The 25,018-nt window shown below is 69.0% G+C and carries 25 protein-coding genes; 22 read left to right on the top strand and 3 right to left on the bottom strand.

What is annotated here, in order from left to right:
* Positions 1-5: 5 nt before the first annotated feature.
* Complete coding sequence (gene pntB / locus AB5L52_RS08520) at positions 6-1,472, top strand: Re/Si-specific NAD(P)(+) transhydrogenase subunit beta (protein WP_351024780.1); 1,467 nt, start codon at positions 6-8, stop codon at positions 1,470-1,472.
* Positions 1,473-1,481: 9 nt separating this feature from the next.
* Positions 1,482-1,919: a hypothetical protein gene (locus tag AB5L52_RS08515; RefSeq protein ID WP_351024782.1), complete on the top strand. Its 438-nt coding sequence runs from the start codon at positions 1,482-1,484 to the stop codon at positions 1,917-1,919.
* A gap of 137 nt (positions 1,920-2,056) precedes the next feature.
* Here the strand turns inward: AB5L52_RS08515 and AB5L52_RS08510 are convergent, their stop codons facing one another.
* On the bottom strand, positions 2,057-2,554 hold the full coding sequence (locus AB5L52_RS08510) for a hypothetical protein (RefSeq protein ID WP_351024785.1): 498 nt from the start codon (positions 2,552-2,554) through the stop codon (positions 2,057-2,059).
* 923 nt (positions 2,555-3,477) lie between these two features.
* On the opposite strand from AB5L52_RS08510, the gene AB5L52_RS08505 reads away from it, so the two are divergent.
* The 4 genes from AB5L52_RS08505 (at position 3,478) to AB5L52_RS08490 (ending at position 7,983) form a co-directional block, all read left to right on the top strand.
* Complete coding sequence (locus AB5L52_RS08505; protein WP_351024787.1) at positions 3,478-4,269, top strand: hypothetical protein; 792 nt, start codon at positions 3,478-3,480, stop codon at positions 4,267-4,269.
* A gap of 39 nt (positions 4,270-4,308) precedes the next feature.
* A complete protein-coding gene (locus tag AB5L52_RS08500) occupies positions 4,309-5,076 on the top strand; it encodes a PIG-L deacetylase family protein (RefSeq protein ID WP_369363180.1) in 768 nt (255 codons plus the stop codon).
* Positions 5,077-5,159: 83 nt separating this feature from the next.
* Positions 5,160-6,023 carry a hypothetical protein gene (locus AB5L52_RS08495; protein WP_369363179.1) on the top strand — a complete coding sequence of 288 codons (864 nt, stop codon included), beginning with the start codon at positions 5,160-5,162 and terminating at the stop codon, positions 6,021-6,023.
* 514 nt (positions 6,024-6,537) lie between these two features.
* On the top strand, positions 6,538-7,983 hold the full coding sequence (locus tag AB5L52_RS08490) for a helix-turn-helix domain-containing protein (protein ID WP_369363178.1): 1,446 nt from the start codon (positions 6,538-6,540) through the stop codon (positions 7,981-7,983).
* Between the two features lie 154 nt (positions 7,984-8,137).
* Here AB5L52_RS08490 and AB5L52_RS08485 read toward each other — a convergent pair whose 3' ends face one another.
* Positions 8,138-8,962 (bottom strand): SDR family NAD(P)-dependent oxidoreductase, encoded by an 825-nt coding sequence (locus tag AB5L52_RS08485; RefSeq protein ID WP_369363177.1) that lies wholly within the window; start codon positions 8,960-8,962, stop codon positions 8,138-8,140.
* Positions 8,963-9,187: 225 nt separating this feature from the next.
* Here AB5L52_RS08485 and AB5L52_RS08480 point away from each other — a divergent pair, with 225 nt between their 5' ends.
* From AB5L52_RS08480 to AB5L52_RS08410, 15 genes are all read left to right on the top strand, one after another.
* Positions 9,188-10,603: an NAD(P)/FAD-dependent oxidoreductase gene (locus AB5L52_RS08480; protein WP_369363176.1), complete on the top strand. Its 1,416-nt coding sequence runs from the start codon at positions 9,188-9,190 to the stop codon at positions 10,601-10,603.
* Between the two features lie 88 nt (positions 10,604-10,691).
* The gene (locus AB5L52_RS08475; protein WP_369363175.1) at positions 10,692-11,477 is read left to right on the top strand and encodes a thioesterase II family protein; all 786 of its coding nucleotides are present in this window, start codon (positions 10,692-10,694) and stop codon (positions 11,475-11,477) included.
* Positions 11,478-11,492: 15 nt separating this feature from the next.
* On the top strand, positions 11,493-12,359 hold the full coding sequence (locus AB5L52_RS08470; protein ID WP_351563358.1) for a diiron oxygenase: 867 nt from the start codon (positions 11,493-11,495) through the stop codon (positions 12,357-12,359).
* Positions 12,359-13,222: a hypothetical protein gene (locus AB5L52_RS08465; RefSeq protein WP_369363174.1), complete on the top strand. Its 864-nt coding sequence runs from the start codon at positions 12,359-12,361 to the stop codon at positions 13,220-13,222. The genes AB5L52_RS08470 and AB5L52_RS08465 overlap by 1 nt, the downstream gene beginning before the upstream one ends.
* A gap of 1 nt (position 13,223) precedes the next feature.
* Positions 13,224-13,667 (top strand): holo-ACP synthase, encoded by a 444-nt coding sequence (locus AB5L52_RS08460; protein ID WP_369363173.1) that lies wholly within the window; start codon positions 13,224-13,226, stop codon positions 13,665-13,667.
* A 9-nt stretch (positions 13,668-13,676) separates the two neighbouring features.
* Complete coding sequence (locus AB5L52_RS08455; RefSeq protein WP_351024810.1) at positions 13,677-13,916, top strand: phosphopantetheine-binding protein; 240 nt, start codon at positions 13,677-13,679, stop codon at positions 13,914-13,916.
* Positions 13,917-13,969: 53 nt separating this feature from the next.
* Complete coding sequence (locus AB5L52_RS08450) at positions 13,970-14,800, top strand: class I SAM-dependent methyltransferase (RefSeq protein ID WP_369363172.1); 831 nt, start codon at positions 13,970-13,972, stop codon at positions 14,798-14,800.
* 13 nt (positions 14,801-14,813) lie between these two features.
* The gene (locus AB5L52_RS08445) at positions 14,814-15,764 is read left to right on the top strand and encodes a 3-oxoacyl-[acyl-carrier-protein] synthase III C-terminal domain-containing protein (protein ID WP_369363171.1); all 951 of its coding nucleotides are present in this window, start codon (positions 14,814-14,816) and stop codon (positions 15,762-15,764) included.
* 2 nt (positions 15,765-15,766) lie between these two features.
* Positions 15,767-17,137: an ATP-grasp domain-containing protein gene (locus AB5L52_RS08440; RefSeq protein WP_369363170.1), complete on the top strand. Its 1,371-nt coding sequence runs from the start codon at positions 15,767-15,769 to the stop codon at positions 17,135-17,137.
* Between the two features lie 5 nt (positions 17,138-17,142).
* Positions 17,143-18,405 (top strand): diaminopimelate decarboxylase, encoded by a 1,263-nt coding sequence (locus AB5L52_RS08435; protein ID WP_369363169.1) that lies wholly within the window; start codon positions 17,143-17,145, stop codon positions 18,403-18,405.
* A gap of 37 nt (positions 18,406-18,442) precedes the next feature.
* On the top strand, positions 18,443-18,703 hold the full coding sequence (locus tag AB5L52_RS08430) for a phosphopantetheine-binding protein (protein WP_351024822.1): 261 nt from the start codon (positions 18,443-18,445) through the stop codon (positions 18,701-18,703).
* A 4-nt stretch (positions 18,704-18,707) separates the two neighbouring features.
* Positions 18,708-19,538, top strand: a complete 831-nt coding sequence (locus AB5L52_RS08425; RefSeq protein ID WP_369363168.1) for a hypothetical protein — start codon at positions 18,708-18,710, stop codon at positions 19,536-19,538.
* Positions 19,535-20,122, top strand: a complete 588-nt coding sequence (locus AB5L52_RS08420; protein WP_369363167.1) for a hypothetical protein — start codon at positions 19,535-19,537, stop codon at positions 20,120-20,122. The genes AB5L52_RS08425 and AB5L52_RS08420 overlap by 4 nt, the downstream gene beginning before the upstream one ends.
* Positions 20,115-21,296 (top strand): acyl-CoA dehydrogenase family protein, encoded by a 1,182-nt coding sequence (locus AB5L52_RS08415; RefSeq protein ID WP_369363166.1) that lies wholly within the window; start codon positions 20,115-20,117, stop codon positions 21,294-21,296. Before AB5L52_RS08420 ends, AB5L52_RS08415 begins: the two co-directional genes overlap by 8 nt.
* Before the next feature lie 15 nt (positions 21,297-21,311).
* The gene (locus AB5L52_RS08410; protein WP_369363165.1) at positions 21,312-21,686 is read left to right on the top strand and encodes a holo-ACP synthase; all 375 of its coding nucleotides are present in this window, start codon (positions 21,312-21,314) and stop codon (positions 21,684-21,686) included.
* Positions 21,687-21,853: 167 nt separating this feature from the next.
* Here the strand turns inward: AB5L52_RS08410 and AB5L52_RS08405 are convergent, their stop codons facing one another.
* Positions 21,854-23,074 (bottom strand): MFS transporter, encoded by a 1,221-nt coding sequence (locus AB5L52_RS08405; RefSeq protein WP_351024835.1) that lies wholly within the window; start codon positions 23,072-23,074, stop codon positions 21,854-21,856.
* Between the two features lie 305 nt (positions 23,075-23,379).
* Between AB5L52_RS08405 and AB5L52_RS08400 the strand changes: the two genes are divergently transcribed.
* Positions 23,380-24,966, top strand: a complete 1,587-nt coding sequence (locus tag AB5L52_RS08400; protein WP_351563373.1) for a Na+/H+ antiporter — start codon at positions 23,380-23,382, stop codon at positions 24,964-24,966.
* Positions 24,967-25,018: the final 52 nt, after the last annotated feature.

Genomic DNA, 25,018 nt, shown 5'->3' with positions numbered 1-25,018 from the left:
CCCAGATGACCTCCCTGACGGCCTCTCACGCTGCCGACCTGGTCGCCGCCCTGTTGTTCATCCTCAGCCTGGCCGGCCTGTCCCAGCACCGCACCGCCCGCGCCGGTGTCGTCTACGGCATCGCGGGCATGGCCCTCGCACTGGTCGCCACCATCGTCGTGGCGGCGCAGAGCATCACCGCCGGGGCGGTGGCCCTGATCGTGCTGGCCATGGCGCTCGGCGCGGCGATCGGCCTGTGGCGGGCCCGCCGCGTCGAGATGACGCAGATGCCGGAACTGATCGCGGTGCTGCACAGCTTCGTCGGCCTTGCCGCGGTGCTGGTGGGCTGGAGCAGCTACCTGGAGGTGGAGGCGCACGGCGCGGCGCAGACCCGGATCGGCGCCGACCTGCTGGGCATCCACCATGCCGAGGAGTTCATCGGCATCTTCATCGGAGCGGTCACCTTCACGGGCTCGATCGTCGCGTTCCTGAAGCTCTCGGCGCGCATCAAGTCCCGTCCGCTGACGCTGCCGGGCAAGAACGCGCTGAACCTCGGCGCGCTCGGCGCCTTCGTCGCGCTGACCGTCTGGTTCACGATGAGCCCGAACCTGCCGCTGATGATCGCGGTCACCGCGCTGGCACTGGCCCTCGGCTGGCACCTGGTCGCATCGATCGGCGGCGGCGACATGCCGGTCGTCGTCTCCATGCTGAACAGCTACTCGGGCTGGGCAGCGGCCGCGGCCGGATTCCTGCTCGACAACAACCTGCTCATCGTCACGGGCGCGCTGGTGGGCTCCTCCGGCGCCTACCTGTCCTACATCATGTGCAAGGCGATGAACCGCTCCTTCATCTCCGTCATCGCGGGCGGTTTCGGTATCGAGGCGCCGTCCGGCCGCGAGGAGGAGCAGGGCGAGCACCGCGAGGTGCGGGCCGCGGAGGCGGCCGAGATGCTCGCGCAGGCCCGCTCGGTGATCATCACCCCCGGTTACGGCATGGCCGTCGCCCAGGCCCAGCATCCCGTCGCCGAGTTGACGCGCCGGCTGCGCGACCGGGGCGTCGAGGTCCGCTTCGGCGTCCATCCCGTCGCCGGGCGCCTGCCCGGGCACATGAACGTGCTGCTGGCCGAGGCGAAGGTGCCGTACGACATCGTCCTGGAGATGGACGAGATCAACGACGACTTCGCCGACACCTCCGTCGTGCTGGTCATCGGCGCGAACGACACCGTCAACCCGGCCGCGACCGAGGACCCGACCAGCCCGATCGCCGGCATGCCGGTGCTGCGTGTCTGGGAGGCGGAGCAGGTCATCGTCTTCAAACGCTCCATGGCCTCCGGCTACGCGGGTGTCCAGAACCCACTCTTCTTCCGCGAGAACAGCAGCATGCTCTTCGGTGACGCCAAACACAGCCTCGAGGAGATCCTGGCCGTGCTCGGCATCGATGGCAGTCCGGGGGCGGCCCCGGCCGCGCGTCAGACGACGGTGGCCGGCCGGTGAGCTGGTTCCATGCGACCTGAATTGAAGGTCCTCGGCTTCTACAGCGAGCTTTGGCCGTCGAGCCCGGAGGCCACCGGCAGCATCCGCTCGTTCGTGGCGGGTGCGCCGCAGCCGGACGAGAGTGAAATCGCCGCTTACCTCCGCAGTGGGCAGATGCTCTTCGCCTCCATGGGCGTCGTCGACGACCTGCTCGGGTCGGGCGAAAACATCGTGGGCGGTGCGTCGTTGTTCACAGACGGGGAGTGGGTCTGGCGCGGTGATCTCTGGTTCTACGTTTCCAGGCACCATGCCGTACTCCCGGATGATTTCCGGGCCAAGGCCGAGTCTTTGGGCTACGTGGTTCCCTATGTCGACCAGGACCGTCTCATGGCCCTTACGGACGAGCTCCAGGCCCTCCGATCCGGCGAGCGGAACCATGGGAGCTCAATGTTCCGGGGCACTGGGTGACCTCCGACATCCAGCTCTACCAGACTGAGTATGCGGAGGAGCACCTGCCGGCTGTCGGCGACGACGAGGTACGCGGCCACATGCTGTGCGCGCTCATGGGCGCCGTGGACGACCTGCTTCCTTGCGCGGTGGTGTCGTCACTCCCGTGCCGTGCAGAACACGCACCCCTCCCAGTGCGGCAGGGCACTGAGGACGCGGTGGCGTGCGCACGAGGCCGTCGCTGCTTCCTCGGGGCCGGGGAAGGCCACGGGCGACTCGTCGTCGCGGGAGGGCAGGTTGTACGCGGCCACGATGGCGCGGAAGCGACGTAGGTAGTCCGCGGCGAAAGCCGGGACGTAGTCCAGCTCGTCCCACCGGTGCCGGTTCAGGGCCAGGTCGGTGACGCGGAGGACGAAGTCCTTGTTCCGCGCCCGCTCTTCGGGTGACCCGCCCCAGTCGATGTCCTCCAAGTCGAAGCCGACCGCTCCCCGCCCCATGACGTTCTGGTCCTGTAGCGCGAGGAGGGCGGCGAAGCGGTAGTCCCATGGTTCCTCCACGAGATCGGTCACTGCCAGCATCAGGACCTCCACGAATGCCGCCGTGCCGCCGTTGGTCAAGTAGAGGCCGTCGCCACCGCCGTAGAAGGTGTTGCCCACCGCGTCACTCTACGGTCTCCGCCGTCAGGCGATGGCAACTCTCCCCCTTCGGCCGCCGCCTTGCGGGCAGACCGGCGCCGGCATCCCGCAAGATTCAGCCAATTGAAATGGCCGGTAATCGGGGGTGGTTTGCTGCTACCTACATGTGGCGATCGAGCCGCAAGCTATGGCAACCTGTGCCTGAGTCGTTCGGCGGCCAATCAGCGAGCCGCAGGAAGCCGAACGGACCAGGCGACTGGGAGCCCTCCATGGGGAAGTCGGTACTCGGAGACCTCGGGAGAGCACAAATCCACCGGATCACTCATCGGACCTGCCCATCGGCGGGCGGCCCCCCCATGGGAATCATGGGAGTCGGTGGAGCCCGATGGTCTTGTCCATGAAACCGGGGAAGGAGCACGGAGACTTGCTTGTATCTCTGGGGCACCATTCCCAGCCACGTGAATGCGAAGGAATTGAATGGGCGGCCGGCGGCGCCCGTTGGCGGGCCAACGGGGTATCCACTGACGTACTCTGTTGTCCGACATTCTCTTGCTTTGCGGGCCGGTCGCGGGTGACGCGACCGGCCCGCAGTGTTGTACCGCGACCGCTTGCCGGTATCGCGTGTGCCGCCGCGCCATCGCCGTCGCGCAACCGCGAGGACATGCGGACTCCGGCGGCCATAACTCCCTTGACCAGGACTCACAAAGAAGAGGACACGGGGGCGTCCGATGCAGAGTGCTCGAAGTGCTTCAGTGGAGTGGTGCGTTAGGGAAAGCCGTGGCTCACTGGACGGTGACGATCGGTCTGTCGCAGAGGTCGTCGAGCTGCGAGATCTCACGTTTGACCTCTCGCCGCGCTTTTCCGGGGAAAACGTGGAGCATACGAGGTCGCTTGCCGAAATCCCGGCTTCCCTGCTTCCGCCGATCACGATCCACCGGCAGACGATGACGGTCATCGACGGTCTGCACCGGGCACGGGCGGCATGCCTCCGCGGGGAGCGGACGATCCGCGCTCACTTCTTCAGCGGCAGCGACGAAGCCGCATTCCTGTTGGCGGTCGAAGCCAACAAGGCACACGGTCTGCCACTGTCACTCGCGGAGCGCAAGGAAGCCGCGGCAAGGCTGATCGGGATGTTCCCCGAGCGATCCGATCGTTCGATCGCCGCGTCGACCGGCCTCTCCGACAAGACGGTGGCCAAGGTCCGGCGTTCAACCTCGGAACATCCGCAGTTGAACGCCCGCGTCGGCGCGGACCGGCGCAGCCGTCCCGCTGACGGCGCGGACCGCCGCAGGCGCGCGGCGCAACTTCTGGCGCGTGAGCCTTGTGCGCCGTTACGGGACATAGCGAACGAGGTGGGAATCTCTCCGGCAACCGTGCTCGATGTCCGCCGACGGGTCGCGCGGGGAGAGGATCCGGTACCGCTCGGGTCGGGCAGGACCAGCAGCTTGGGCAAGTTGGCGCGTACGCAGGCGCTGGACCGGCAGCAGCCGGCGCACGACCTGCACGCCGTGCTGCAGAAGCTCAGAAACGATCCGGCCTTCAAGTCCTCCGAGGTGGGTCGGGATGTGCTGCGGTGGTTACATACGCATGCGATCCAACGAGAGCAGTGCGAGGCGTTGCTGGAGAATTCTCCGCAGCACTGCCTTGAACTCATAGCCGATCTCGCGGAGATGTACAGCGAGACCTGGCACACGGTGGCCAAACGACTGCGGAATCACGTCGAGCACCGCGCGTGACCGTCGCGATCTCATCGCATGAGACGAGAGGAAGCGAACATGACGGAGTCGGTCAACAAGCTCCTACCGCTCACCGAGGAATGGCAGACCGGCATGGCGATCGTCGCGCATCCCGACGATCTGGAATACGGGGCGTCCTCCGCGATAGCCCGGTGGACCGGCCAGGGAAAGAATTTCACCTACTGTCTGCTGACCAGCGGGGAGGCGGGCATCGACGGTATGAACCCCGATGACGCGCGAAAAGTCCGGCAGGACGAACAGCGCGCGTCTGCCGCAGCCGTCGGCGTGGACACGGTCGAGTTCCTGGACTTCCCGGACGGCGTCATTGAATACGGCCTACCGCTGCGGCGGGCCGTTGCGCGGGCCATTCGTCGCCGGCGTCCGCACATCGTGGTGACCAACAACCTTCGGGACACGTTTGACGCCGAGCAGCTTGGTCTGGACGAGCCGCCGCTCAACCACGCCGACCACATAGCCGCGGGGCGGGCGATCCTGGACGGGGTTCGCGACGCCGCCAACCGCTGGGTCTTCACCGAGCTGCTGGAAGAGGGTTTGCAGCCATGGGGTGGAGTACGGCAGGTGTGGGTCGCCAACTCGCCGCTGTCCGGGCACGGCGTCGACGTCACGGACTCACTCCCGCAAGGCGTCGCTTCGCTGCGCGCTCACGAGGCCTATATCAAGGGACTTGGCCGGGAGAACTTCGACCCGGAGGAATACCTGGAATTCCTTGCGCGGCGATCGGGCACGCATCTTGGTTGTAAGTTCGCGGTGTGCTTCGAGGTCTTCCGTTTCGGCACCGGAGACTGATTGCCCGAGCCATTGCTCGGCGTTCACCGGAGAAGTCCGAATTCGGACCTGTGTCCGTGTCGGTGCAGAGTAATATTCGACTCATGGATAAAACCCAGATCGGCAATGTGGCACGTGTGCTCCAGACGATCCCGGCAATGGCGTATTTTGCGCCGGAGACCGAGGAAGAGCTGACGGCGGCCGGGCTCGAGGCCGGTGTTATGTGCTACCTGGGGGGCCGGGCTGCACCCATGGGCGCGGTGTCGGCCTCCGTGGTCCATGCGGTGTTCTACACCTTCAATCCGGAGCGGGTACGCCGGCACATCCCCAAGGCCTGGTCGCTGGCGACCCCGGCGACGCTGGTCGAGGCCCGCTTCGTCGCGGCGGACCGAGCGCTGAACCGGATGCTCGGCGCCGAGGTGATCACCTCACCGGAGGTCGCCGAGGCTGCGGAGTTGGCACGGCGGGCCGCGTCGTCCGCCGCCACCGAGGGCCGCCCCCTGGCCGGATCCCATCAGGAGCTCGACTGGCCTACGGCACCCCACCTGGTGCTCTGGCACGGGTTGAACATCCTGCGCGAACACCGCGGTGACGGTCACATGGCCACGCTGCTCAACGCCGGCTTGAGCGGATTGCAGGCGTTGGTCAGCAATGCCGCGACCGGACGCGGCTTCCTGCCCTCCTTCGCGCAGTCCCATCGCGGCTGGTCGGAAGAGCAGTGGGACACCGCGGTCGACGAGCTACGTGAACGCGGTGTACTGGACGCAGCCGGCGGGCTCACCAAGGAAGGCAGCGCGCTTCGGGCCCAGTTGGAGGAAGGCACCGATCGGTCGGGCGCCGCGCCGTGGCGCACGCTGGGAGCCGATGGCATTCAGCGGCTGGCCGACGTCGGTGGCCGGTTGACGAACCTGCTGCTCGCGGCAGGGTGCCTCCCGAGTGAGGGTGTCTTCTTCCCCGTGGCCCGCTGATCTCCCCGGACACACCCGCCGCGACGGCTCGCTCGCTCTGCGGCGGTACCTTCGGCATCACCAGGGGGTGCTCACCGAGCACCCCCTTCCGCCTTGTCGGCGCTTCTCGCGTTTCGGGGTCGGGCGCCCACCACATCAACGGCAGGCAACGCGCCGCCACCTTGTCGAACAGTGTGTTCGGCTTGCATCGTAGAGAGGCCGGCCGGTGGGGAAGCACGGGGACGATGTGGTGGCCGCCCTGCCGACGGTCAGCCGAGGACACGCCATGACCACCGGTCGTCCGCCGTGTCCTCCGCTCGACGCGGGCGGTGACTGGTGGAGCATCGACGACCGGCCCTCGCGTCGCGCTGAGACCCAACCGCAGGCGACCGGTGTCCCGCTGCGGCGGTCCAACCATCCCGTCAGGCCCGGCGACACCGGCGCAACTCCGATTCGACCGGGGACGCAGCCGTTCCTGGCCCGGTGACCCATGACTTCCTGACCAGGAGCCACGAACAACGCGAGGGGGATCGACGTGACATCCGAAACGAGCTGTCTCGTTGCCGATGACCCACGGCTGTACACCTGGGACCGGCGCGACCCAGGGGTGGCGGCGGACGGCCCCGGCCGCGTCAGACAGGGCGACGGGCAGACATTCGGGTCGGCGCTGCGTGCCGCCCGAGTCGCCCGCCAGGTATCGGTACGGGAGCTCGGCCGCCGAGTGCACTACTGCCACAGCTACGTGTCCAAGGTGGAAAACGGTGTCAAGCCGCCCACCGTGCAGTTCGCCCGGCAGTGCGATGAAGCGTTGGGACTGGGCGGCACGCTGGTCGCATCCGTGGAGCTGTCCGTGGAGCCTTCCGTGCCGACCAGATCGGCATGGCCAAGGCCGATCCAACTTCCTCCAGGGCCCGCGCAGTTGCTCGGGCGTCAGGCGGAGTCGGAGCGGATCGGCGCGGTGCTGACAGCGAGCGGCGGCCAGCCCGGCACGGTTCCCCTGGTCGTCCTGGACGGCCCCCCGGGAGTGGGCAAGACCGCGCTCGCGCTGCGCTGGGCGCATGAGAACCTCGCGCGGTTCCCGGACGGGGTGCTCTTCGCCGACCTGCGTGGTTACGCCCCCGACGCGACGCCGGCGCGACCGGGCGACATCCTGGCGGAGTTCTGTCGAGCGCTGGGTGTCTTCGACCGGATTCCCGCCGGTGAAGAGCAGCGTGCCGCGCTGCTGCGGTCGCTGCTGACCGGTCGCCGAGTGCTGCTGGTGCTGGACAACGCCCTGGACACCCCACAGGTGCGTCCGCTGCTGCCTGCCTCGCCGAACTGCGCGGTGCTGGTCACCAGCCGCCGCCAGTTGTGCGGGCTGTCCGTGCGGGACGGTGCGCGGTCGGTGGCGGTGCGGCCGCTCGCTCCGGCGACGTCGGTCGCCTTGTTGCGCGAGATCATCGGCGAGCGGTGGGCGAACGCCGAACCGGAGGCCGTGTGGAGGTTGGCCACCCGGTGCGGTGGGCTCCCGTTGGCTCTGCGACTGGCCGGGCAGCGGGCCACGAGACGGTCCGGCACCTCACTCACCGAGTTCGCCGACGAGATGTTCGCAGCCGGATCACTGTTGGACGAGCTGACCGCCGACGACGATCCGCACGGCGATCTGCGGGAGGTGTTCTTCTGGTCGTGCCGCTGGCTCGATCAGGAGGCGGTCCTGGCATTCCGAGTACTGGGCGGCCACCCCGGCTCGGAGTTCGACGAGTCCACCGTCGCCGCGCTGCTCCGATCCTCGACCGCGGAAGCCGCCGTGACGGTAAGGCAGTTGGCGGTGGCCCATCTGATCGAACCGACCGGCGCCGGCCGCTACCGGATGCACGAACTCCTTCGGCTGTACGCCAACGAACTCGCCGCCGAGCACGCCCCGACCGGAGTGCGCGATCGGCTCACCCGCCGCCTGAGGGCGCAGCCAGGGCCATGGGCGGATCCGGCACCGGCGCCGTGACCCCGCGAGCCTCCTGGTAGTGCTTGGCCCGGAGCCCGGTTGAGCGATGTCACGCACGCTCACCGCCTCCTTCGGGCCGAGGGGGCACGGCCATGAGCCCTGCCCCCTCGGCGCGAAGGAACCCCGGCCGGGCCGGCCCGGCATCCGCCGTCCGTCACTGAAACGGATCGTCAGGCCCGGTGGTGTGCACGGTGAGGACACGGGCCCGCGGGTTCTCCACCACGTGCTTGGCCAGTTGATCCAGATCGTCGTGGACGTGAACGAGCCGGCCGTGCAGCACGTCGTAGCGTCCGGACGCCAGCGCGGCGATCTTCTGCGCCGGCACCCGTGCCGGAGTGAAGATCTTGTCCGGTAGCGCGTCGTAGTCCGGCCGTTGCTCGGTCATCGCGGTGCGAACCATGCCGGGGCTGAAGTCCAGCACCACAACACCGCTGCCGGCGAGCTCGTGGGCGAGGGCGCTGGTCAAGCGCGACAGCGCGGCCTTGGAGACGGCATAGGCACTGCACGCGGCGGCCGTGTCATCCCGGACCGCTATCCGGCTGTTGACGTTGATGACGAAGCCGCGCCCTTGGGCGAGCATCGCCGGGAGAACCCGGTGGCAGAAGAGCATGGGCCCGCTCACGTTGGTCATCTGCACCTGCCACCACACCGCCGGATCCGTCTCCACGAAGGCGCTGAACTGACCGGGTTCACCGGCGTTGTTGACCAGTACGTCAATGGTTCCGAAGCGCTGTGTTGTGGCGTCACAGGAGCGTTCGACAGCCGAGGGGTCCGACACGTCCGCGGTCACCGCGACGACTTCGCCGCCGGAGCGCTCGATGAGTTCCGCCGTGGCTGCCAACCCGGTCGGCGACTTGTCCACCAGGCCGACCCGGTAACCACTCTCGGCGAGCACGATCGCGGTCTCCCGGCCGATTCCGTGGCCCGCCCCCGTCACCAATGCGACTTTGCCCGCCTCGGTGTTGTTGATTCCCGACAACTCGTCTTCCTTCCATAGCGGGAAGTGACTTCCCGACAGTTTCCGGTTCCGTGCCCTCGTTTTGTCAACAGGTCACGGGTTGCCAGAGCCGCCGGTGGCTCCGCCCTTCTCCGCCCGAGAAGTGGTTACCGGCGAAGTCACCAGTCACCACTGGACAGCCCATTTGCCCGTCGCGGAGTATTGCTTCGCTGATATCGAACTGCCCCCGGAGAAGAGGAATCGCTTATGCGTGAGCACACCCGGGTATTGGTGATCGGCGGAGGTCCGGCAGGCAGCACGACCGCCGGGCTTCTGGCGCGACAGGGCGTTCAGGTGACCCTGCTGGAAAACGCGACATTCCCGCGCTATCACATCGGGGAATCGATTCTGCCGTCCGTGCTGCCCGTACTCGATCTGCTCGGCGCCCGCGCGAAGGTCGAACAGCACGGATTCGTGCGGAAGGACGGCGCCTACTTCGAATGGGGCCCGGAGAACTGGGACCTCAATTTCGACCATCTCACCGGGGCCGGCGGATACAGCTACCAGGTGATCCGGTCCGAGTTCGACAAGATCCTGCTGGACCACGCCGCGGAACTCGGGGTGGATGTGCGGCAGGGGACCAAGGTCACCGACATCGAGTTCGACCAGGGCCGGCCCGTCGCGGCCGGCTGGGTCGCCGCCGGCGACCGCTCGGTCACCGGGAAGATCGGCTTCGACTTCCTTGTCGACGCATCCGGCCGAGGCGGTCTCATGGCCACGAAGTACCTCAAGAACCGCCACTATCAAGAGGCGTTCAAGAACATCGCGGTGTGGTCCTACTGGCGCGGGGTCACCCCGCTGGACCGGGGGCCGGCCGGCGCGATCGCGGTCTGCTCGGTGCCCTACGGATGGTTCTGGGGCATCCCCCTGCACGACGGCACCTACTCCATCGGCCTGGTGGCCAAGCGCACGACGTTCACCAGTGAACGCGAGCGGCTCGGCGGCATCGACGCGGTCTACTTCGACGCGCTCGCCCAGTGCCCGCGGATCGCGGCCATGGTCGAGGGCGCGGAGCGGACCGGCGACTTCAAGGTCGAGCAGGACTACTCCTACACCGCCGAGAGCTTCACCGGCCCCGGCTACCTGATGGTCGGTGACGCGGCCTGCTTCCTGGACCCGCTGCTCTCCACCGGCGTGCACCTGGCCACGTTCAGCGGCCTGCTGGCCGCCGCGGCGATCTCCGCCGTCGTGGAGGGAGAGCTGTCCGAGGACGAGGCGACCGGGTTCTTCGCCAAGGCGTACCGCCAGGCGTACGAGCGGCTGCTGGTGGTGGTGTCGTTCTTCTACAAGAGCTACAACCGGCAGTCGCAGTTCTTCGAGGCGGACAAGCTGACCCGGCGGGAACGCCACATGCTCAACTTGTACGAGTCGTTCCTGCACATCGTGACCGGGATCGAGGACCTGGACGACACCCGGGACGGGACCGGCGCACTGGACAAGGTGGCCAACCGTATGCGCGCCCAAGGGGACATCGACACCCAGGGCGGCATCGTGGCCGGGCACAACGAGGCGATGAACTCGATGCCCAACTCACCCCAGAGGTCCGTCGCCGGGCTCTATCTCGAACTGGAGCCGAGGCTGCGGATCCGCCGGCTGGGCACGCCGGTGGTCGAAGCCGAATGACCCGGGCGTGCAGTGTGCCGCTGCCACCGGCCGCCGTGACGCCCGGCCAGCGCCCCGGCCGGTGGCGCGAAGGGGACAGGAGATGGTGATGGAGGACCCGTCCGGCCGGGAATCCGGTGAATTCGTCCGGATATTGCGGTCGGCCCCCGAGGCGCGGCTGCGCCTGGTCTGCTGCCCGCACGCCGGGGCATCGGCGAGCGCCTACGCGGCGCTCGCCCGGGAGCTGCCCGAGGACATCGAGGTGTTGGCCGTCGAGTACCCGAAGCGGCGCGCGCAGAGCGACCGAGGCGGGTTCACCACGATCGAGGAGCTGGCCGACCTGGTGGGCGCGGCACTGGCCCCCTGGTCGGGCCGACCGCTGGCGGTCTACGGCCACAGCATGGGATCGGTGGTCGCCTTCGAGGTGACCAGGCGGCTGGAGGCCGGCGGGTCCAACGTGGCGCGGCTGTTCGTCTCGGGGCGGCGCTCACCCTCCGACGGCCTGGGCGACGGCCTGCCGGCCAACGACGAAGAGATCATCGCGGAGTTGACCACACTGGGCGGCCTGCCGCCGAAGCTCCTGGAAAAGCCCAAGTTCCTCAGGCCCATCCTCACCGTGATCCGCCACGACTACCGGTCGAACTCCAGTTATCTGGCGCCGCCGGACGCGGTGGTGCGTACGCCGGTCACCTTCCAGCTGGCCGATTCGGACTACTACGTCGACCCGGCCGCCGCCGAGGGGTGGCGGCGGCACACCACCGGCGATTTCCGCGTCGTGCACGTCCACGGCGGACATTTCTTCCTCAACGAGCGGTTGCCCCAGGTCGTGGAGGTCATCACCGCGGATCTGCGCGAGGCACCGACGACCACCGCCGAACGCCAAGCCTCAGCCTGAGAAGGGAGGCCGAACATGGTGAGCAATCTGATCGACTCCAACGAGCGTTTCCTGGAGATCCTGGACCGCCTGACCACCAAGTCGATCGACGACTACTACAACCCGTACAAGCTTTTCGACTGGCCGGACACCTTGCCGGACGACATGTGGTGGATGAGCCCGGAACTGACCACCACACACGGCACCGCGGCCGCCGGGCGACTGAGCCCGAAGCAACTGCACGCCCTCTCCAAGTTCGAGAGCATCAACTTCTACAGCCTGAACGTGCACGGCATCCGGGAACTGCTCATCGAGGTGACCCGGCGGATACACACCAAGGGATTCGAAACACCATCGGAGTTCTTCCACCACTTCATCGGTGAGGAGAACGAGCACATGTGGTTCTTCGCCGAGTTCTGCCTGCGCTACGGCCGGAAGATCTACCGGCAGCCGGCGGGGGCGAGTGCGGAGATACCGCGGTCGAGCGTGGAGAGCCTGCTGGTCTTCGTCCGCATCCTCATATTCGAGGAGCTGGTCGACCACTTCAACTCCCGGATGGCCGCTGACGACCGGCTGCACGAGACCATCCGGGCCATCAACCGGATCCACCACCAGGACGAGTCGCGGCACATCGCGTTCGGCCGCGAGCTGGTGACCGCGCTCTTCGCCGACGTCCAACGCACCTCGAACGAACAAGAGCTGGCCGACATCGCCGCCTACCTGCGGCGCTACCTCACCTACAGCTTCGAATCGCTGTACAACCCGCATGTCTACCGGGATGCCGGAATCCCCGAGCCGTTGGCCCTGCGGCAGGAACTGCTGGCCTCGCCCGCCCGGGCGGAGTTCGAGCAGAACGTCTTCCGCAAGACCTCGAAGTTCCTCGAGAAGATCGGGATCATCTGATGGCCGCCGACTCCGCACCGGCACGCCGGGCCGACGTGGCCATCCTCGACCCGGACCAGACCGACCTCCTTCGCGAACTCGACGGCGTCTTCACCGGCTGGGGGCGGGCCGCGGGGGCGCGGGAGATCCTGCCGCCGCCCGTGTATCCGGTCGCCGACCTGGAGAAGTTCGACGTCTACACGAACTTTCCGCATCTCGCGCTTGTCGCGGCTCCGCTCGAACTGGCCGACGGCCCGGCCAAACCCGCCGACGGCGGGTTCACCCCGGCCGATCTGAAGCAAGCCCGCCTGGGCCTGCCGCACGCCACCTGCTTCGGTGCCTACCTGTTCTACGAGGACACCGAACTCGCCGCGGACACCCTGGTGACCCTGGTGAACCGATGCTTCCGCAACGAGGACCACTACACGCCGTTGCGCCGGCTGGTCAGCTTCCAGATGCGGGAGATCGTCGCGCTGGGCTCCTTCGAACACACCCAACAGGTGCTGGCCGCGTTCACCGAGCGCATCACCGCGTTCGGCGACGCGCTGGGGCTGCGGCTGAACCGGGTGGCCGCCGCCGATCCGTTCTTCGAAAGCACCGGAGCCCGTGCCTTGCTCTCCCGGCTCAGCCCGGTCAAGTACGAGTTCCAGGTGGAAGACCTGGCCATCGCGTCGGTCAACACGCACCGCAACTTCTTCGGCGAGCGCTGCCAGATCCGGCTGGCCGCCGGTCAGGAGACCGACGCCGGGACCGGCGAGCGCTATGCCTACACCAGCTGCGTGGCGTTCGGACTCGAGCGGTGGCTCGCAGTCCTGCTCGACGTGCACGGCACGGCGACGGCGGCGCTGGCGGCCGTGCGGGATGCCGCAGCAGGGGTGAAGTGACGTGGGCCACGGGCGGGTTGGTATCGACCTGGTCCCGTTCAGCCGGGTGCGGGACCTGGTGCGGCCGGGCAGCGAGCCCGTACTGGCCCGGATGCTCTCGGCGGACGAGGCACGGCTGTCGTTCGGCGACGCCGGACCCGACATCCCCGGCATCGCCGGCCGGCTCGCAGCGAAGGAAGCGGTGTTCAAGTTGTTCCACGCGCCCGGCCAGACGCTGCCGTGGCGCGGAATCGAGATCCTGACCGCCGACGGCGGATGGCCCGTGGTGCGCCTCGGCGGCCAGGCCGCGGCGCTGGCGCGGCGCGCCGGCATCGACCACATCGCCGTGAGCATCAGCCACGACGATCCGTGTGCCGTGGCGGTCGCGTTCAGCGCCGGCCCGGCGGTCCCGCACACCGGGCCGGAGACAACCGTCCAAAGCAGCCAACTGCCCGACCAGCACTGAGGAGTGGACATGCTTGCAGCAGGTATCGACGAGGTCCGCAGCTGGATCCTGGGTCGGCACCCGGAACGGCAGACCATCGAGGCCGAGGAAAACCTCATCGAGAGCCGCCTCGTCGACTCGCTGAGCTTCGTGGAACTCGTCTACGTGATCGAGAACGCCACCGGTGTCGAGATCGACTTCGACAGCATCGACATCCAGGACTTCCAGACCCTGTCCGCGATCGAGAAGGCGTTCTTCGTCGCAGCCTGACCCCTTCAGCAGCCTGACCCCTTCAAGGGACCTGACGAGTTCAAGGGAGACACATGATGGAAGCCGTCTCATATACGGCGCAGTGGACGGCGGCGGCACGGGCGGTCGAGACCGAACGCGGCGACCGGGCGACCTTCCGGGACAGCTACGCCCGCGCGCTCGCCGCTCCACGCGGGTTCGAGCTGCTGGAGAAGAACCGCGGTGGCGGCCTGACCACGTTCATCGCGATACGCACCAAGTACCTGGACGAGAGCATCAACGCGATCCTGCGGGAGAGCGACATCCGGCAGATCGTGTTCATCGCCGCCGGCATGGACACCCGCCCGTTCCGGCTGGACTGGCCGGAAGGCGCCACGGTGTACGAGGCCGACTTCCCGGCGCTGCTGGCGGAGAAGCGCCGGCGCCTGGCAGGCATGGACGCCCGGCCTCGGGTCGAACGCCGCGAGGTGGCGGTGGACCTGCGGCGCGACTGGCTGCCCCGACTGGCGGCGGCCGGGTTCGACCGTGCCCGGCCGACCCTGTGGATCGCCGAAGGGCTGATGTTCTTCCTCACCCCCGATCAGGCGACCGGCCTGCTGCGCACGCTCGGGTCGGCCTCTGCCACGGGAAGCTGGCTGTGCGTCGACTTCGTCAGCCAGGCACTCCTGCGCAGCCCGTTCTCCGAGGAGTTCCGCCGCAAGCTGGAAGAGGACGGCACACCCTGGCTGTTCGGCACCGACGAGCCGGAGGAGTTCCTGGCCTCCATCGGCTGGAAGGTGCGCGACCTGAAGGAGCCCGGCGAGCCCTCCACCACCCATGACGACTGGCCGTTCGAGGTGCAGCCCCGGGAGCGCAAGGGTCCTTCGCGCAGCTGGCTGGTGCGCGCCGAGTTCGCCGGACAGTGAGGCGGAGTTGACGATGAGCGGAGCGACAACGCTGGAGCGGATCGAGTCGTTTCTGCCGGAGCGCAGCGTGCGCATCGACGACCTGGCCGAGCAACTCGGGCTGCGGCGGGCCGAGATCGGTGTGTTCCGCAAGATCTACGGACTCGACCGGCTGCGGTTCGAACCGGAGGGCGGCCTGTTCGAGCTGGTGCTGCCCGCGGCGCGGCAGGCGGTGCGGGCGCTGCCGGAAGGGCAACGCATCAGCCATGTCATCTACGCGCACACCATGCAGACGCTGACCCCACCGGACGTCGATGCTGCCCGGGTGATCCGCGACGAACTCGGCCTGGCCCGGGCCGAGGCGTTCGCCCTCACCCAACAGGCGTGCGTGAGCAGCCTGGGCGCGGTGGACCTGGCCGGTGAGCTGTTGCGCTCCGAGGCACCGGGGGGCGCGTATGCCCTGATCGTCACCGGGGAGCGTGCCTACTCGCCCAAGGTCCAGTTGATCCCGAACAGCTCCATCATGGCCGAGGCCGCGGCCGCCTGCCTGGTCACCGTCGACGGCGCCGGTGACCAGGTGCGCTCCCACGTGACCCGTACGCTGGGCAAGTACGCGGCCGGGCTGGAGATGAGCACGCCGGACGCCCAGGAGTTCGGCAAGGCCTACGGCGCGGTACTGGGCGAGGTCATCCTGGACGCCGTAGCACGGGCCGGGCTGGAGTTCGACGACATCGACCTGGTCATTCCGCACAACGTGAACACGGTCTCCTGGCGGCAGACGATCAAGGAGATGGGGGCCGACCCGGAGCGGTTCTTCCTGGAGAACATCCCTGTCTACAGCCATCTGTTCTCCTCGGACGTGTTCGTCAACTACGTCACCCTGCGCGAACAGGGCCGGCTGGTCCACGGCCACCACTACGTGCTGGTCTCCGTCGGCCTCGGCGCCACCTTCGGGGCCATGGTGATCACCCACCGGAAGCGGTGAGCATGCTGCCGACCACCTACACCGCGGATCTCAAGGAAGCGCTCACCGGCGACCGGGACGCGCGCTTCGTGTGGCTGTGCAACTTCGAGGTGGAGCGTCAATGGGCCCGCGACCGGGTGGGCCTGCCGGCGGCCCGGGTGTCCGCCACCACGGCGACGGTGCAGCGCATGGAGGAACTGGGCGCGCTGCTCGCCGAACCGGGCGACTGCCTCCTGCTGGACCGCCCGCTGGACCGGGAGTACCGCGACTACCTGGAGAAGACCGGCCTCGGCGCACCGGCCGAGCTGGTCACCGAAGCGCCCGCCGGTCCGGAGGGCACCAGCGGCGCCGTACTGGAATCCCCGGAACTCCTGGCCGAACTACGGCAGTTGGCCGAACGCGGAGCCTGGCTGCTGCCCATGGGGCACTCCCCGCTGGAGCAGCGCATCACCGAGCTGACCGGGCTGCCCGCCGCGGCGCCCCGGGCCGACGTCTGCGAACGGGTCAACAGCAAGATCTACAGTCGGCACCTGGTCAGGGACCTGGGCTTGCGGGAGATCCCCGGGTCGTCGGTTAACACGGTCGCGGAGCTGCGCCGCGCCCTGGAGGCCGGGCTGTCCGACGGCGGGCCGGTCATCGTCAAGGACGCCTACGGTGTCTCCGGCCGCGGCCTGCTCGTCCTGGACAACCCGCGCAGGGCCGATCAGCTGCTGCGCATGGTCGACCGGAGGGCCGCGCGGGGCGGCGACGACCGCCTGCACGTCGTGGTGGAAGCCTTCCTGGCCAAGCGGTTCGACCTCAACTACCAGTTCACCATCGATCGGGCCGGCCGGGTGCGGTTCGACTTCGTCAAGCAGGCGCTCACCGCCGACGGCGTCCACCTGGGCCACCTGATGCCGCCGGAGCTGACCACCGACCAGCACGACGAGCTGGAGCGGGCCACGGAGGCTCTCGGCGCGAGGCTGTACCGGGACGGCTTCTTCGGCGTGGTCGGCGTGGACGCGCTGCTCGGTGCCGACGAGCGGATCTACCCCGTGGTGGAGATCAACGCCAGGCTGAACATGTCCACCTATCAGGGCCGGGTCACCGAACGGTTCCTCCCGCCGGACGGCGTCGCCATGGCCAAGCACTACCCGCTGCGCCTGGAGGAGCCGGTGTCCTTCGGTGAGCTGGCCGACGCGATCGGCGTACGTACCGATCCGGCGGTCGGCGAGCCCCACGCGGTGATCACCTGCTTCGGCACGGTCAACGCACAGGACAACGGGGACCGCACACCGTTCGACGGCCGGCTCTACGTCGTGCTGTTCGCCCGTGACCGCGCCGAACTCGACCTGCTCGACCGCCGGGTGACCAGAGCCCTCGAACCGTTTCAGGCCACCGGAAGGACGTCGTGAACGGCATGGAGTTCCAGGTACAGGGAGTGGGGATATCGCGGATCGCCGAGGAATTCGGCACCCCGCTCTTCGTCTATGACGCGCAGGTGCTGCGCACGGTCTACCAGTCGGTGCGCGACCGGCTGCACCCGGCGGTGGACGTGTTCTTCTCGCTGAAGGCGAACCCCAACATCAGCGTCTGCGGCTACCTCGGCTCGCTGGGCGCCGGTGCGGAGATCTCCTCCATGGCCGAGCTGAAGACGGTACGTGCGGCCGGCATCGACCCGGCCGACACCATCTTCCTCGGCCCGGGCAAGACCCGCGCCGAACTGGAGGCGTGTGTGGCCGCCGGCCTGCACGCCGTGGTCTGTGAGTCACTCGACGAGGTGGCGGAAGTCGACGCCGTCGCCGCGGCAGCCGGTCGCGACGAGGTCGGGGTGCTGCTGCGGGTCAACCCGGACTTCCACACCAAGGGGTCCGGGTTGGCCATGGGCGGCAAGCCGCGTCAGTTCGGTATCGACGCGGACCTGGTGCGCCGCGCTCGCGGCTTCCTTGACGGGCTGCGCCGGGTGCGCGTGCTCGGCTTCCACATGTACCTGGGCACCCGTTTCCTGGGCGCCGAGGACCTGGTGCACAACACCCGGGAGATCCTCGCCCTGGCCGAGAGACTCGCGACCGAACTCGCGGTGCCGCTGCGGACCGTCGACTTCGGCGGCGGGTTCGGCGTCGCCTACTTCGACAACGAGAAGGATCTCGACCTGGCGGCCGCCGTCGCCGGCATCAACGAGGTGGTCGAGCCCTTCGTCGCGGCCCACCCGGAATGCCGGCTCATCAACGAGCTGGGCCGGTACCTCACCGCGCTGTGCGGCACGTACGTGGTGCGGGCCCGATACGTGAAGGAGTCGATGGGAGAGCGGTTCGTGGTCGCTGACGGCGGCACCAACCACCACATGGCCGCCGTCGGCATCGGCAGCTTCGTCAAACGAAACTTCCCCATCCGCTCGCTGACCCGGTACACCGCGGAGCCGACCGACGTCTACACCGTCACCGGACCGCTGTGCACGCCGAACGACGTCATCGGCAAGAAGGTCGCGCTGCCCCCGGTACACGCCGGCGACCTGCTCGGCGTCGAGCGCTCCGGCGCGTACGGGCCGACCGCCTCCCCCGGGCTCTTCCTCAGCCACGGCTTCCCCGCGGAAGTACTGGTGCTGGAGGGAACCGCCCACCTGGTCCGGGAGCGCGACCGGGCCGAGGAACTCCTCGCCAAACAGCGCCTTGTCCAATTCTGACCCAGGAACACCACACCTACTCAGGAGAGAACCGGCAATGGAACGTCGCAATGTGATCTCCGCGGTCGAGCAGGCCCTCAGCGAGATCCTGGAACGCCCCGTCACCGAACTCGCCGAGGACGCACGGCTCTTCGAGGACCTCCACCTGGACTCGACCTCCGTCCTCGAACTACTGATGGCGCTGGAGGACTCGGTGGACATCTCGGTCGATCCGGAGGAGCTGGACATGGACAACCTCAAGTCGGTGGGTTCGCTCACCGATTACGTGCTGGCCCAACGGGCCACCAGCGACGTGTGAGGCGATGGTGCCCAGTCTGCGCTCCGCGTACGCGGTGGTCTCCCCACCTCGCAAGCCGTACGCCGAGGACCCCGCCGTCCTTTCCTTCTACCGCGACCTGCTGAAGCCGTTCGACCGTGAGGTGGACGAGGAGCTGCTGCGCGCCGCCCCCCACGTCGACCACTGCGAGTTGGTCGACCGGCTCGTCGCCGCCGCGGACCTCGGCGGTGCCGCGCCCGATCTGGTGATCATCGCGCAGGCGCTGCCGGACATCACGCCCTTCGTGGCGATCGGGCCGTACCTGGACCACCGGCTCGGCGGCCGGGCCACCACGTTCGGCATCCACCAGCAGGGGCTCGCCGCGCCGTTCACCGCGTTGCGGGCGGTGTCCGCCTTCCACCGGGCGGGGCGCAGCCGACTCGCGGTGGTGGCGGTGCTGGAGCAGACCACCCTGCCCACCCGCTTCCCGCTGGTCCACGACAACCAACTCGTCGACTCCGGGGCGCTGCTGGTGTTCGGCGAGGGCGCCGGATTCCGGGTGGGCGAGGTCGTGGCGATCCCCGCCGGTACGCCACCGGCGGGCCGGATCGCCGAGGTGCTGGCCAAGGAGCCGGACAGCACGCTGCTGGTCACCGGGCCGTGGGCGGACCCCGACGAGCTCGGTGAACCGGTGCGTCACCATCACCGGACCGGCGCCGGCAGCTACTGCACCAGCGTCTGGCTGGACCTGGCCCGGAACTGGCCGTCCTGGCAGCGGGAGTACACCGCCGTGGTGCTGTGCGACACCGACCCACGCACCGGCGACAGCCAGTTGGCCGTGCTCCGGTCGGAATCCGGATCGGGGGTGCGACCATGACCACCGTTGACGTCCCGCTGGAGAAGACCACGCACGAGCTGGCCGCCGCGCTGGACGACTGTCACGACCAGGCGGCGCCGGGGGACGTGGTGGTCTCGCCGCGCGGCTGGGTGATCGCCTCCGCGGCGCGCGTGGCCGACGGGGCCGTGGTGCCGGGCGGCTGGGCGGAGCTGCACGCGGCGCGGCGGGAGACCCCGTCGCCCGCGCGGCAGCAGGCGCTCTTCGCCGACGGGCTGCTCCGGTTGCAGCGGCAGACCCTCCACCGGCTGCTGGACGCCGTCGTACGACGGCTGGAGGAGCGCACCGCCGACGGCGCCAACCTGCTCAACCGCCAGCTGGTGCGCGGCGCGGTGGCCGACGTGGCGCTCGCCCTGTCCGAGGCGGACGACCTGAGTGACCAACCGGGGGAGACCCGCCGGCGATGGCTGATCCACCAGGTTCTGGTGGCCGCCGGCCGGACCCTGATCAAGCTGTACGGCGCGAGCGGGTTCACCGCCGAGGGCCCGGGCCACCTGGTCCACCTCCTTGAGCTGCTCGGCAACACCTATCTGCATCCAGGGGAGGGCGGTGTCGGCGATGGCTGAGCCGGATACGCCACGCGTGGCGGCGCTGCGCGGTCACGTCCGCCAGGCCGCGGTCGGACTGCGGGAGATCGGCCTGGAGATCGACCGCGACCCGACCGCGATCGACCGGTGGCTCGACCTGCCGGCGGTGCACATCATGAGTGGTTGCACCATTCCACCGGAGTACCTGGAATCGCCGCTGCGGGTCGACGGGCACACGTACGACATGAGTTCCTGCCTGGAGCACACGGTCACCATCGAGGAACTCAGCTACGGCGACGCTAGCTTCATGCTCGCCTGCCCCGGTCCGATCATGTCCGGGGTGACCGTGGGTGCCCTAGGCGACGACCGGCAACGCGACGCCTACTACCGGCGTATGGCGGCCCCCGAACCGGTGTGGACGTTCTTCGGGCTCACCGAACCGGGCAAGGGGTCGGCCGCCACCGAACTGGAGACCGTGCTGGAGCCCGATGGCGACGGATTCCGGTTGACCGGTGAGAAGCGCTATGTGGGCAACGCGGCCTTCGCCGAACTCGGTGTGGTGTTCTGCCGAAGGGCGCCGGGACCGCTGGGTATCGAGGCGGTCCTCCTGGACACCGATACCCCCGGCTTCCACGCCGAGGTGATCCCCACCGTGGGCATGCGTGGCGTGCGCATCTCGGCGATCACCTTGGACCACGTACGGGTGGAGCGCGAGCAGATCCTGGGGTTCGAGACCCGCAAACCCAGTCGGCGCGGCCTGATCGGCGCCATCCAGACGCTCCAGCGGTTCCGGCCGGTGCTCACCGGCACCGCCGTCGGCCTGTGCCGAGCGGTACTGGACCATGTGCGCGCCCAGCGGCCGGCGCTCCACGGTGCGGCCCGCCGGCGGCTGGCCGAGGCGCAGGACCGGGTCGAGGCGGTCCGGCAGCACAACTACGCGGTCGCCTCGGCCGTCGACGCCGGCCGGATCCGTGCCGACCGGATCGCCGGAGTGAAGACCCGGGCCGCGGAGCTGGCCGAGCGGTGCACCCTGCTCGCCGCCGAACTCCTCGGACCGGCCGCGCTGTTGGAGGATCCGTTACTGGACAAGTGGTACCGGGACGCGCGGGCCATCGAGTTCATGGAAGGCACCGGCCACATCCAGCGGCTGGCCGTCTTCCAGGGCGTGCTCAAGGGAACCTTCCTGGACCGGGCCGCGGCCGCGGGCGCGTAACGAGAGGCCCGGACGATGTGGATCGGTATCGACCTGATGCGCGAGGGTGAACTCGACGCGCTGCTGGAACGGGCGTGGTTTCGTGCCTACGCCTATGCCCCGGAGGAGCTGGCGGTCGCCGCGTCCTTCGGCACGCGGCGGGCGGTCGAGTTCCTGACCGGCCGCTTCGCCGGCAAGGAGGCGGTGCTGAAGGTGATCGGCACCGGCATGGGAGGCGGGGTGACGCCACGGCAGGTGGCGATCGTGCGCACCGAGGGCGGCGCCCCGCTCGTCCGGCTCTCCGGGCTCGCCGCACAGCGTGCCGAGGAGCGGGGCGTCGTCGGCATCTCCGTCTCCATCAGCCACAAGAAGGGCATGGTGATCGCCGCCGCGATCGGCGCCTCGGGATGAGGCACCGATCGCGGCGGCGATCACCTGCGCGGACAGAACAGCTAAGCAGGGTTGGCGAAGTCCGCTCCGGTTCCGCAGCGCCCTGAAGGGGCGCGGGGAACTGCGCGACCAGCCACGACGGTGCCGCAGGCGAACGACGGCACATCGCGGCAATTCCAGCGGAGCGCTTAGGCCTTCACGGGTTCCTCGGCCTTCGCGGTCAGCGCTCGCTGCTCGGCCCCGGCGGACAGCCAGGTGACCACCGCCGCCGCCAGGACGAAGACGGCCGCCAACACCGGCAGCGCCGCCGCGGAGCCGAACACGTTGAGGCCCATCGCGCCGAGCACACCGGAGATCGAGATCGCCAGGTACAGCACCGCCGCGTTGAGCGAGACGGCCAGGGGACCTGCCCCGGCGGGAGAGAGCGCGATGACCCGGTGCTGCTGGGGAGCGGTGACCGACCAGGAGGCGATGCCGGAGAGCGCCACCACCGGGAGCGCCGCCGCGAACGAGCTCCGGATGGGCAGCATGGCGAGGAAGATCACGGTCAGCGCCAGGGTGGCGGCGATGACCACGCGCTGTGGCCCGTACCGGTCGGCCAGCTTGCCGGCGATGAGGTTGCCCGCCGTACCGGCCAACCCGTAGGCCAGCAGCAGCAGCGCCACCCGGTTGTTGTCACCGCCCAGCGAGGGGCCGAAGACGGCACTGATGTAGGTGAGTGGCACGTAGATGCCGATGAAGGCCAGCAGCGTGCCGAGCAGTACCCGGACCACCCGGGCGTCGGCGAGCGGCGCGAGCCGCTGCCGCAGGCTGGTGGCGTTGCCGAGCTGGATGCTCGGCAGGCCGAGCATGATGATCGGCACGATCAGCACGGCCATGGCGGCGATGACCCACATGGTCGCCCGCCAGCCCCAGGCGTTGCCGATGGCGGTGCCCAGCGGGGCGCCCAACACCAGCGAGGACGTCAGGCCCACGGTCACCACGGCGATGGCCTGGCCGCGCCGTTGGTCTCCGGCGATGGCGGCGGCGGTGGCACCGGCGTTGGGGGTGAACAGCGCCGCGCCCGCGGCCGCGAGGATCCGGGCGGCCATGACCAAGGGGTAGTTGGGCATGAGCGCGGTGGCCACGTTGCCGACCGCGAAGACCAGCAGCGCGGTGATCAGCACGGTGCGTCGTGACCAGCGTCCGGTCAGTACGGTGAGCACGGGTGAGAGCACCGCATAGGCGAATGAGAAGACACTGACCAGCTGCCCGGCCGCCGCGACGCTGACGGAGAACGAGTGGCTGATGTCGGGCAGCAGGCCCGCGATGACAAAGGCGTCGGTGCCGACGGCGAAGGTGCCGAAGGCGAGCACGGCTACCTTGGGCAGCCAGCGGCTGTCCGTTAAGACAGGGGCGGAGTCCGCCATGAAGCTTCCCTTCCGGGTAATCGCATGATCATTGTGATACCTCGTAGCCATGACCGCATGCCTCGGCTGATCACGACGGTAGCCATTCGACAAAGCCCGTCAAAGCCGACCGCGATCACGGCGTCGGGTATCAGCCAGTGGCCGCCGAGCGTCGTCGGGCCGTGCGTGCCGCGGGGTGCGGAGACCTGCCGGGGCACCGGACGGTCGCTGCTCCCTGTCGGCTGCGTCACCGCCCGAGGTCGGTTACGTTGGTAAAGCAGCTGGCCAGAGGGGGGTAGCAAGCCGTAACCCGCCGAGGACACTCCATGACCGGCCTGATCGTCGTCCTGCTGTTGGTGGTCCTGGCCACCGCCGTGGCGACCGGTGCCCGGCGCTGGAGCCTGCCCGCCCCCTCGCTCCTCGTGGTCGCGGGTCTGCTCGTGGGACTGATGCCCTGGGTTCCCGAGGTCCGCCTGCCGCCTCATGTGATCAACGTGCTGGTGCTGCCACCGCTGCTCTACGCCTCGGCCGGGGAGATCTCCGTCCGCGACCTGCGCACCGTGTGGCGGCCCGTGACCGGCCTGGTCTTCGGCCTGGTCCTCGCCTCGGCCGTCACCGTCGGGTACGTGGCCCACGCGATCACCCCGCTCACCGCCGCGACCGCGTTCATCCTCGGCTCCGTCCTGGCCAGCACCGACCCCGTGGCCGTGACCGCGCTCGGCCGGCGGCTGTCTCTCCCACCGCGCGTGCAGGCCATGGTGCAGGCGGAAAGCCTGTTCAACGATGCCACCTCACTGGTCCTGTACAAGGTGGCCGTGGCCACCGCGGTCTCCGGCAGCACCATCAGCGTGCCCGGAACCGCCCTGCAGTTCCTGATCCTGGCGGGCGGAGGAGCCCTCATCGGGGCGGCGCTCGCCGCAGTGGTGACCCTGATCCGCAGACGGACCGACGACCCCATGCTGGAGACCGTCATGGCGTTGGTCACTCCCTACGCCTCCTACGTCATCGCGGAGCAGTCGCACACCTCCGGCGTGACCGCCGTCATCGTGTCCGGCGTCGTCCTCGGCAGCACCCGCCACAAGCTCGGCAACGCCTCCGTCCGCCTCCAGGTCCACGCCGTCTACGACACCGTGACCTTCCTGCTGGAGAGCGTCGTCTTCGCCCTGATCGGGCTGGAGCTTCCCTCGGCCGTCCGCCATCTCGCGCGCGACGAGCACGGCTGGCCGCTGTGGGTGCCGGTGATCGCCTTCACTCTGCTGGCGATCCGCCTGCTGTGGATCTTCCCGCTGTCCGCCCTGATCCACCACCGGCACGGGGAGGGCGACAACCGTCTGTCCTGGCGCGTTCCGGCCGTTCTGTCCTGGGCGGGCACCCGAGGCGTCATGCCGCTGGCAGCCGCGCTCTCCATCCCCCTGGTCACCCACACGGGGGCGCCGCTGCCGCACCGGGCGCTCATTCTCACGCTCACCACCGGGACCGTCGCACTCACTCTCGTCTTCCAGGGCTTCACCCTGGCCCCCGTCGTCCGCCGCTCCGGCATCGCGCTGGAACCGGAGCACACCGCCCGCGAAGAGGCCAGGACCCGCCGGCACATCGCCCACGCCGCTCTCGACGAGCTCACGGCGCTGGGCGATCCGGATCAGCTCGCCGAACTGGGCACCGCCGCCGAGGCCGCCCTGAAGCAGGCCCGTCGTCATCTGGAAGCGCGCATCCACCAGGTCGAAGACGCCCACTACAGCGACCCGGACGCCCGCCCCGCCGACGCCTACCGCGAGATACGCCGGACACTCATCGCCATCGAGGCGGCCGAGCTCCAGCGCCTCTACGAAGCGAACAGGATCAGCAATGCCACCCGGCGCCGGATCCAGTACGAACTCGACCTCGAAGAAGCCAGCCTCCGCCCCCGCGACTGACGGCCGGTTTCAGCGCCCCTGCGCCGGCCGGACCCCACCCTGTCCAGACTGT

Source organism: Streptomyces sp. CG4 (assembly GCF_041080655.1).
Classification (GTDB): domain Bacteria; phylum Actinomycetota; class Actinomycetes; order Streptomycetales; family Streptomycetaceae; genus Streptomyces.
The sequence above is the reverse complement of the archived record's forward strand: the minus strand, read 5'-3'. Positions and strand labels throughout refer to the sequence as shown.